The sequence below is a fragment of the Actinomadura sp. NPDC049753 genome, assembly GCF_040674655.1.
In the GTDB taxonomy this organism is placed as follows: domain Bacteria; phylum Actinomycetota; class Actinomycetes; order Streptosporangiales; family Streptosporangiaceae; genus Spirillospora; species Spirillospora verrucosospora.
Map to the genome: position 1 here is coordinate 1 of NZ_JBFARL010000268.1, position 9,027 is coordinate 9,027.

A 9,027-nucleotide genomic window follows, 5' to 3' on the forward strand; every position below is an offset into this window, starting at 1 on the left:
GTCCTCGGGCGTCCCGCAGCCGACGACCCAGCCGGCCTTGGCGCCGAGGGACTCCGGTCCGAGCGGGTGCTCGCTGCTGCTGTCGGCGCCGCTCGCCTGGCTGGTCGTCGTCTATCTCGGCGCCCTCGCCGCGATCTTCCTGACCGCCTTCTGGACCACCGACGTCTTCACCGGCGAGGTCGTCCGGCAGTTCACGCTCGCCAACTTCCAGACCCTCGTCGACGAGCCGGTCTACCGGACGGTCGCGCTGCGCAGCCTCGGCGTCGCGGCGGCCGTCACCCTCATCGACACCGCGATCGGCTTCCCGATGGCGCTGTACATGGCCAAGGTCGCCAGGCCGCGGCACCGGCCCTACCTGGTGATAGCGATCCTGGCGCCGCTGTGGGCCGCCTACCTCGTCAAGGCGTACGCGTGGCGGGTGATGCTCTCGCAGGGCGGCCTCGTCGACCAGGTGCTGGGGCCGTTCGGGCTCTCCAGCCCCGGCTACGGCCTCACGGCGACCGTGCTCGTGCTGGCCTACCTGTGGCTGCCGTACATGATCCTTCCGGTCTACGCGGGCCTGGAGCGGCTCCCGGACTCGCTGCTGGACGCCTCCGGCGACCTCGGCGCCCACCCGCTGCGCACGCTGCGGTCCGTCGTGCTGCCGCTGGTGTTCCCCTCGCTGGTGGCCGGATCGATCTTCACGTTCTCGCTGTCGCTCGGCGACTACATCACCGTGAAGATCGTCGGCGGCCGGAGCCAGCTGCTCGGCAACGTCGTCTACGACAACATCGGCGCCGCCAACAACCTGCCGTTCGCGGCGGCGGTCGCCACGATCCCGGTGGTGGTGATGCTCGGCTACCTCGCCGCGGCCCGCCGCACCGGCGCGCTCAGGGAGCTGTGATGACCCTCTCGCCCGCCGCGCGGATCGCCCTGCGCGTCATGATGTTCCTCGGCCTCGCCGTCATCTACGTGCCGCTGCTGGTCGTGCTGGTCAACTCCTTCAACGCCGACACCGCGTTCGGCTGGCCGCCGTCGGGGTTCACCGGGCGCTGGTGGTCGCAGGCGCTGCACAACGAGGGCGCCCGGCAGGCCGTCCTGACCAGCGTCAAGGCGGGCCTCGGCGCGACGGCGGCCGCGCTCGTCCTCGGCACCATGGCGGCCTTCGCGGTGGCGCGGTACCGGTTCTTCGGACGCGAGACGGTCTCGCTGGTCGTCGTGCTGCCGATCGCGCTGCCCGGCATCGTCACCGGCATCGCGCTCAGCAACGCCTTCCAGGTCGTGCTGAAGCCGCTCGGGATCGGGCTCGGCCTGTTCACCGTGATCGTCGGGCATGCCACGTTCTGCGTCGTCACGATCTTCAACAACGTGCTCGCCCGGCTGCGGCGCACGGGCACCAGCCTGGAGGAGGCGTCCGCCGACCTCGGCGCCGACACGTTCCAGACGTTCTGGCACGTCACGTTCCCGGCGCTGCGCTCGGCGCTGCTCGCCGGGGGGCTGCTGTCGTTCGCGCTGTCCTTCGACGAGATCATCGTGACCACGTTCACCGCCGGACCGGGCGCCCAGACCCTGCCGATCTGGATCTTCAACAACCTGTTCCGGCCCAACCAGGCCCCGGTCGTCAACGTGCTCGCCGCCGCCCTGATCGTGCTGTCGGTCATCCCGATCTGGATCGCGCAGCGGCTGTCCAGCGGCGCCCGCGGCGTCGCGTGAGCCCGGCCGGGGCCGGTGCGGGCGGGCCCTGAGCGTCAGCCCCGCAGGCGCCGGGAGGCGTCGACCCAGCGGTCGAGGAGGGAGGCGGCGCCCCCCGAGTCGACCGCTGCGGCGGCGCGCTCGTAGGCGGCCCCCAGCGTCGCGGTGAGGTCGGCGGCGGCCGGCGTCCCCTCGTAGGCGGTGATGAGCGCGGCGGCGTTCAGCAGGACCATGTCGCGGACGGGCCCCCGCCGTCCGCCGAACGTCTCGCGGGCCACCCGCCCGTTGAACACCGCGTCGGCGCCGCGCAGGTCCTCGGGCTTGGCCGGCGGGATGCCGAGGTCGGAGGGGTCGAAGGTCGTCTCCGTCGCCGTCCCGTCGCGCACGACCCACACGGTGGAGGTGCCCGTGGTGGTCAGCTCGTCCAGCCCGTCGTCGCCCCGGAAGACCAGCGAGGAGCAGCCGCGCGCGGCGAACACGCCCGCCATCACGCCCGCCATCCGCGGGTGGAACACCCCGACGGCCTGGGCCAGGGGGCGCGCCGGGTTGGTCAGCGGGCCGAGGAAGTTGAAGACCGTGGGCGTGCCCAGTTCGCTGCGGGTGCGGGAGGCGTACTTCAGGGCCGGGTGGTAGAGCGGCGCGAAGCAGAAGGTGATGCCGACCTCGTCGGCGACCCGCGCGGTGGCCTCGGGGGGCAGGTCGATCGCGACGCCGAGGTGCTCCAGCAGGTCGGCGGCGCCGCACGAGGACGACGCGGCGCGGTTGCCGTGCTTGACGACCCGCACGCCCGCCGCGGCCGCGACCACGGCGGCCATCGTGGAGACGTTGACGGTGTGGCCGCGGTCGCCGCCCGTCCCGACGAGGTCGGCGATGCGGCCGGGAACCTCGATGGGGGTGGCGTTGTCCATCATCCCCGCGGCGAGGCCGGTGACCTCCTCGACCGTCTCGCCCTTGGCGCGCAGCGCCACGGCGAAGCCCGCGATCTGCACGTCGGTGGCCTCGCCGGACATGATGCTGTTCATGGCCCAGGTGGTCTCCTCGCTGGACAGCGAGTCGCCCGACACGAGGGCGTTGAGCAGTGCGGGCCAGGTGGTGCGCGCGTCCATGTCGCCTACAGGGTCGTGGTGGGTGCGTTGCGGGGGAGTGCGGTGCGGGGAGGCGGTGCGGTCCGCCGGCTACAGGGCCGGGAGGCGGTTCTGGATGCGCTGCCGCATGAGGCCGGCGAGGGCTTTCGCGAGGGCCATCGGGTCGATGGGCAGGCCCACCACGGCGTCGGCGCGCGACCAGGTGGCGAGCCAGCCGTCGTCGCGGCGGCCGATGATCGCCAGGACGGGCGGGCAGTCGTACACCTCGTCCTTGGCCTGGCGGCACACGCCGAGACCGCCCGCGGGCTGCGCCTCGCCGTCGACGATCAGGACGTCGACGCCGCCCTGGTCGAGCCGCGCCACGACGGCGGGCTGGGTGGCGCACTCCTCGAACTCGACCTTCGGGAGGTCGGCGGCGGGCCGGCGCCCGATCGCCATCCTGATCTCGGCGCGCGTGTTCGCGTCGTCGCTGTAGACGAGGACCTTCATCGGGCTCTCCGGGGCGGTGCTCATGGACCTGAAGGGTACCGGGTCGCGGCACCGGTGACACGCTCGGGGAACCCTAGAAGGGGGGTCATGCGTCAGTCACTGGATAGGGGCGCAATAATGCTGGCGTGACAGCATCCGCGATAGAGACAACACCTCACGCACGGGCGAACCGTCCCAATCTGGTCAGCGTGGGGACGATCGTTTGGCTGTCGTCCGAGCTGATGTTCTTCGCGGCGCTGTTCGCGATGTTCTTCACGATCCGCTCTGTGACGATCGGCCAGTCCGGCCACCACGCGTGGCCGGGCGCCCCGCTGGACCTGCCGCTGTCGGCCGTCAACACGACCATCCTGGTGCTGTCCTCGGTGACCTGCCAGATGGGCGTGTTCAAGGCCGAGGCCGGCAAGGTCGGACGTGACGGAAGCGTGTTCAACGTGGCGCGCTGGGGCCTGCGCGAGTGGTACGTGCTCTCGTTCCTCATGGGCGCCTACTTCGTCGCCGGCCAGGCCTACGAGTACTCCCAGCTGGTCACCAAGGACGGCCTCACCTTCTCGTCCTCGGCCTACGGCTCGGTCTTCTACCTGGCCACCGGCTTCCACGGCCTGCACGTCATCGGCGGCCTCGTGGCGTTCCTGTTCCTCCTGGGACGCACCTACGCCGCCAAGCGGTGGACGCACGAGCAGGCGACGAGCGCGATCGTCGTCTCCTACTACTGGCACTTCGTCGACGTGGTGTGGATCGGCCTGTTCTCGGTCGTCTACCTGCTCGACATCTGACCGACCCGACCGACCCGACCGACATGACCCGAACGGGGACTTCCGTGAAAAGGATCACCGCATGGCGACGGCGCCCGTGGGCGGGCTACGCCGTCGTGCTGGCGGCCCTGGCGGCGATCGGCGCGATCTACGCCGGCTTCTCGCCGCGGACTGACCGCGCCGAGGCGCAGACCACAGCCCAGGCGGCGCAGGACCTGAAGAACGGCCAGCAGCTGTTCAACAAGAACTGCGCGAGCTGCCACGGGCTGAACGCCGAGGGCACCAAGGACGCCAAGGGCAACCCGATCGCCCCGAGCCTGATCGGCGTCGGCGCCGCGTCCGTCGACTTCCAGGTCGGCTCGGGCCGCATGCCCGCGGCGAACCCCGGCGCGCAGATGCCGCGCAAGACGCCGATCCCCGAGTTCAACACCTCGATCAAGACCGACTTCGAGGAGAAGGACAAGCGGGAGGCGGCCGAGAGGCAGAAGGCGCAGGCGGAGAAGAACCTCTCCGACCTCAGCGCCTACGTCGCCTCGCTCGGCGGCGGCCCGGCGGTCCCCCCGGCGTCGGCCGTGGACCCGAAGACCGGCAACGTCGCGCTCGGCGGGAAGCTGTTCCGCACCAACTGCGCGCAGTGCCACAACTTCACCGGCCAGGGCGGCGCGCTGACCGGCGGCAAGTACGCGCCCTCGCTGTCGAACCCCGACGTCACGCCCACCCAGATGTACGAGGCCATGCTGACCGGCCCGCAGGCGATGCCCGTGTTCAACGACACGACGCTCACGCCGAAGGACAAGCAGGCCATCATCGCCTACCTCGTCCAGACGCGCGAGGAGCCGAACCCCGGCGGTAACGGCCTCGGCCGCATCGGCCCGGTGACCGAGGGGCTGGCCGGCTGGCTGGTCGGCATCGGCCTGCTGGTCCTGGCCGCCATGTGGATCACCGCGAAGAAGCCGAAGAAGCTGAAGAAGTCATGAGCGACGACAACAAGGACACGGCGGGCCGGCCCGCCCCGCGCGAACGCGTGATCGGCACGCCGTCCCCGGCGCGCGAGAAGGCCCTGCTCGCGGAGGACGACATCTCGGCGCCCGCGGGCGTGGGCGACCAGCTCGACGAGGCGTCGGCCAAGCGCGCCGAGCGGATCGTCGCGACGCTCTTCCTGGTCGCGTTCGCCGCCAGCGTGGGGTTCATCGCCTACTTCATCGGCTGGAGCGGTCGCGACGGCGGCATGCACGGCGTCACCCGGGCGCGCGAGAGCAACCTGTGGCTCGGCGGCCTGATGGCGCTGTCGTTCCTCGCGCTGGCCTTCGGCGTCACCATCTGGGTGCGCCGCCTGATGACCAGCAAGCCGATCGTCCAGGAGCGGCACGAGCTGGCCGCCGACGAGGAGACCCGGGCGGCCTTCACCGAGGACTTCCTTGAGGGCGCCGCCGACAGCGGCATCACCAAGCGGCCCCTGCTGCGCCGCACGCTGCTGCTGGCCGCCGCGCCGCTCGGCCTGGCCCCGCTGGTGCTGCTGCGCGACCTCGGCCCGCTGCCGGAGAAGCGGCTCCGCCACACCTACTGGGGCGAGGCCGTCAAGAAGGCGAAGGCGGAGGGCAAGAAGGGCGCCCGCCTGGTCGTCGACGGCACCAACAAGCCGCTGCGGGTCAGCGACTTCTCCACCCCGGGCTCGATGATCACGGTCCTGCCCGAGGGGATCGAGGAGGAGGTCCCCGAGGACCAGGTGCTCACCCAGAACGCCAAGGCCGTCACCATCCTCATCAACGTCCCCGCCAACGAGTTCAAGCCGGCCAAGGGCCGCGAGAACTGGCACGTCAACGGGATCGTGGCCTACTCCAAGGTGTGCACGCACGTCGGCTGCCCCGCGGCCCTGTACGAGCAGACCACCCACCACATCCTGTGCCCGTGCCACCAGTCGACGTTCGACGCCACCGACGCGGCGAAGGTGATCTTCGGGCCGGCGGCGCGGTCGCTGCCGCAGCTGCCGCTGTCCGTGGAGGACGGGTACCTCATCGCCACGAGCGACTACCACGAACCCATCGGACCGAGCTTCTGGGAGCGCGGATGAGCGAGGCGACAGCCCCCAAGGCGGTCGAGGCGCCCCTGACGTTCCTCGACGACCGCCTCGGCTCCACCACCTTCTTCAAGCGGAACATGAAGAAGGTCTTTCCGGACCACTGGTCCTTCATGCTGGGCGAGATCGCCCTGTACTCCTTCATCATCCTGCTGCTGACCGGGACGTTCCTGACGCTCTGGTTCCAGCCGAGCATGACGGAGACCGTGTACGAGGGCTCGTACACGAAGCTGCGGGGCGTGACGATGTCCGAGGCCTACGCCTCGACGCTGCACATCTCGTTCGACGTGCGCGGCGGCCTGCTCATGCGGCAGATCCACCACTGGGCCGCGATCCTGTTCATGGCGTCGATCCTCGCGCACATGCTGCGCGTGTTCTTCACCGGCGCCTACCGCAAGCCGCGCGAGCTGAACTGGCTGATCGGCATCGGCATGTTCACGCTGGGCATGCTGGAGGGCCTGTTCGGGTACTCGCTGCCCGACGACCTGCTGTCCGGCACCGGTCTGCGCATCACGCAGGGCGTCCTGGAGGCGATCCCGGTCGTCGGCACCTACGGCTACATGTTCCTGTTCGGCGGAGAGTTCCCCGGCCAGGACATCGTTCCGCGTCTGTACATGTTGCACATCCTGCTCATCCCGGGCCTCCTGCTCGGCCTGGTCACCGCGCACATGATGATCATGTGGGTGCAGAAGCACACGGCGATGCCGGTCAAGAACCAGACCGAACAGCAGGTGTACGGCTACCCGTTCTACCCGGTCTTCATGGCCAAGACGGGCGCCTACTTCCTGTTCACCTTCGGCGTCCTCGCGCTGCTCGGCGCGTTCGCCCAGATCAACCCGATCTGGCTGTTCGGCCCGTACGACCCCGGCGCGATCTCGTCGGGCTCCCAGCCCGACTGGTACATGGGCGTCCTCGAGGGCGCGCTGCGCATCATGCCGAACTGGGAGGTCTCCGCCTGGGGCCACACGGTCAGCTTCAACGTGCTGATCCCGGCGCTGGTGCCGCTCGGCATCGTGTTCGGCGGCGCGGCGGCCTGGCCGTTCGTCGAGCAGTGGGTGACCGGCGACAAGCGCCACCACCACGTGAACGACCGGCCGCGCAACGCCCCGGTCCGCACGGCGACGGGCATCGCCGCGGTCACCTTCTACGGGCTGCTGTGGCTCGCCGGTGCCAACGACGTCCTCGCCGAGAAGTTCCACGTGTCCCTGTTCGCGACGACGTGGTTCTTCCGGGTCGCGTTCTTCCTCGGGCCGATCATCGCGTTCGTCATCACCAAGCGGATCTGCCTGGGCCTGCAGCGCAAGGACGCCGACGTCGTCGGGCACGGCGTGGAGAGCGGCGTGATCCTGATGTCGCCGGACGGGAAGTTCTCCGAGCGGCACGAGGCGCCGCGCGACGAGGAGCGCCACGTCCTGCTCTCCAAGGAGAACGCCCGGCCCGAGGCCCCGGCCCGGGACGCCAAGGGCATCCCGGCGCCCGGCACCAAGGGCCCGATCGGGCACCTGCGCTCGCGCCTCAACCGCGCGTGGACGTTCGACGACATCCCCGTCGAGGAGCACGAGCACCCGCACGGCGAGCAGGCCGAGATCGAGGGCGGCGCCACGTCGCACGAGGTCCGGCACTGATCGTCCGCGCTTCGGGGGCCCGTCACCGCATCGCCGGTGGCGGGCCCTCGCGCATCCCGGGCGGCCCGCGATGACCAGGACCCTGTTCGTCACCAACGACTTCCCGCCGCGCCCGGGCGGCATCCAGGCCTTCGTGCACGGCCTCGCCCAGCGCCGCCCGCCCGGTTCGGTCGTCGTCTACGCGCCGGCCTGGAAGGGCGCCGCGGAATTCGACGCGGCGCAGCCGTTCCCCGTCGTCCGGCATCCCGGCTCCCTCATGCTGCCGGAGCCGGGCGTGCTGCGCCGGGCCGCGGACGTGCTGCGCGCGGAGCGCTGCGACTCGGTCGTGTTCGGCGCGGCGGCGCCCCTCGGCCTGCTGGCCCCGGCGCTGCGGCGCCGGGGGGCGCGGCGGCTCATCGGGATCACGCACGGGCACGAGGCCGGCTGGGCGTCGCTGCCGGTGGCGCGCACCCTGCTGGGCCGCATCGGGGACGGCGTCGACGTCCTGACCTACCTCGGCGAGTACACCCGCTCCCGGATGGCGCGGGCCCTGTCTCCCGAGGCCGCGGCGCGGATGGCCCGGCTCGCGCCCGGAGTCGACGAGACGCTCTTCCACCGGGGCGCGGGCGGGGCGGAGATCCGGCAGCGGCACGGGCTGACCGGCCGTCCGGTGGCGGTGTGCGTGTCCCGCCTGGTCCCGCGCAAGGGGCAGGACGCCCTGCTCCGCGCCTGGCCCCGGGTCCTGGAGTCCGTGCCGGACGCCGCGCTGCTCCTCGTCGGCGGCGGGCCCTACCGCGGCGACCTGGAGCGCCTCGCCGCGTCCCTGCGCGTCGGCGGTTCGGTCGTCTTCACCGGCGGCGTCCCCTGGGAGGAGCTGCCCGCCCACTTCGACGCGGGCGACGTCTTCGCGATGCCGTGCCGCACCCGCCGCCGCGGCCTGGACGTGGAGGGCCTCGGCATCGTGTACCTGGAGGCGTCCGCGACCGGGCTCCCGGTCGTCGCGGGCGATTCGGGCGGCGCTCCCGACGCCGTCCTGGACGGCGAGACGGGCCTCGTGGTGCCGGGCCGCTCCGTCCCCGGCATCGCCGAAGCCGTGGCGGGCCTTCTCGCGGACCCGGACCGGGCCCGCGCCATGGGGGAGAAGGGCCGGGCCTGGATCGAACGGGAGTGGCGCTGGGACGTCCAGGCGAGCCGCCTGGGAAACCTGCTGGCGCCCTGAACGACACCGTCCCCAGGGTGAGGACCCGCCCCCGCTCGGGGACCTGGAACGGGCGGAGAACCGGCGCGCGCTGGCCGAATGGATCACCGGCGGAGAGGGCACCAAGTTCCGGGTGCTGCGGCTGGACGCC

General features: G+C 71.7%; 9 protein-coding genes. 7 read left to right on the forward strand and 2 right to left on the reverse strand.

The window, feature by feature from the left end; all coding sequences use genetic code 11:
• Positions 1 to 37 precede the first annotated feature (37 nt).
• Both AB0K37_RS37785 and AB0K37_RS37790 read left to right on the forward strand, forming a co-directional pair.
• A complete protein-coding gene (locus AB0K37_RS37785; RefSeq protein WP_363989814.1) occupies positions 38 to 883 on the forward strand; it encodes an ABC transporter permease in 846 nt (281 codons plus the stop codon).
• Positions 883 to 1,692, forward strand: a complete 810-nt coding sequence (locus AB0K37_RS37790) for an ABC transporter permease (RefSeq protein ID WP_363989797.1) — start codon at positions 883 to 885, stop codon at positions 1,690 to 1,692. Before AB0K37_RS37785 ends, AB0K37_RS37790 begins: the two co-directional genes overlap by 1 nt.
• Before the next feature lie 35 nt (positions 1,693 to 1,727).
• Here the strand turns inward: AB0K37_RS37790 and trpD are convergent, their stop codons facing one another.
• Both trpD and AB0K37_RS37800 read right to left on the reverse strand, forming a co-directional pair.
• A complete protein-coding gene (trpD, locus tag AB0K37_RS37795; RefSeq protein WP_363989800.1) occupies positions 1,728 to 2,777 on the reverse strand; it encodes an anthranilate phosphoribosyltransferase in 1,050 nt (349 codons plus the stop codon).
• Between the two features lie 69 nt (positions 2,778 to 2,846).
• Positions 2,847 to 3,269, reverse strand: a complete 423-nt coding sequence (locus tag AB0K37_RS37800) for a hypothetical protein (RefSeq protein WP_363989802.1) — start codon at positions 3,267 to 3,269, stop codon at positions 2,847 to 2,849.
• Positions 3,270 to 3,433: 164 nt separating this feature from the next.
• Here AB0K37_RS37800 and AB0K37_RS37805 point away from each other — a divergent pair, with 164 nt between their 5' ends.
• The 5 genes from AB0K37_RS37805 (at position 3,434) to AB0K37_RS37825 (ending at position 8,897) form a co-directional block, all read left to right on the forward strand.
• The gene (locus AB0K37_RS37805; RefSeq protein WP_345186166.1) at positions 3,434 to 4,018 is read left to right on the forward strand and encodes a heme-copper oxidase subunit III; all 585 of its coding nucleotides are present in this window, start codon (positions 3,434 to 3,436) and stop codon (positions 4,016 to 4,018) included.
• A gap of 44 nt (positions 4,019 to 4,062) precedes the next feature.
• Positions 4,063 to 4,974, forward strand: coding sequence for a c-type cytochrome (locus AB0K37_RS37810; protein WP_363989804.1), 912 nt, complete (start codon positions 4,063 to 4,065; stop codon positions 4,972 to 4,974).
• Complete coding sequence (locus AB0K37_RS37815; protein ID WP_363989806.1) at positions 4,971 to 6,068, forward strand: Rieske 2Fe-2S domain-containing protein; 1,098 nt, start codon at positions 4,971 to 4,973, stop codon at positions 6,066 to 6,068. The genes AB0K37_RS37810 and AB0K37_RS37815 overlap by 4 nt, the downstream gene beginning before the upstream one ends.
• A complete protein-coding gene (locus AB0K37_RS37820) occupies positions 6,065 to 7,699 on the forward strand; it encodes a ubiquinol-cytochrome c reductase cytochrome b subunit (protein ID WP_363989809.1) in 1,635 nt (544 codons plus the stop codon). Before AB0K37_RS37815 ends, AB0K37_RS37820 begins: the two co-directional genes overlap by 4 nt.
• Before the next feature lie 70 nt (positions 7,700 to 7,769).
• Positions 7,770 to 8,897 (forward strand): glycosyltransferase family 4 protein, encoded by a 1,128-nt coding sequence (locus AB0K37_RS37825; RefSeq protein ID WP_363989811.1) that lies wholly within the window; start codon positions 7,770 to 7,772, stop codon positions 8,895 to 8,897.
• The last annotated feature ends 130 nt before the right edge of the window (positions 8,898 to 9,027 follow it).

Coding starts and splice junctions, on each gene's coding strand:
- AB0K37_RS37790 (WP_363989797.1), top strand. CDS start 883: ATGACCCTCTCGCCCGCCGCGCGGATCGCCCTGCGCGTCATGATGTTC.
- trpD (WP_363989800.1), bottom strand. CDS start 2,777: ATGGACGCGCGCACCACCTGGCCCGCACTGCTCAACGCCCTCGTGTCG.
- AB0K37_RS37800 (WP_363989802.1), bottom strand. CDS start 3,269: ATGAGCACCGCCCCGGAGAGCCCGATGAAGGTCCTCGTCTACAGCGAC.
- AB0K37_RS37815 (WP_363989806.1), top strand. CDS start 4,971: ATGAGCGACGACAACAAGGACACGGCGGGCCGGCCCGCCCCGCGCGAA.
- AB0K37_RS37820 (WP_363989809.1), top strand. CDS start 6,065: ATGAGCGAGGCGACAGCCCCCAAGGCGGTCGAGGCGCCCCTGACGTTC.
- AB0K37_RS37825 (WP_363989811.1), top strand. CDS start 7,770: ATGACCAGGACCCTGTTCGTCACCAACGACTTCCCGCCGCGCCCGGGC.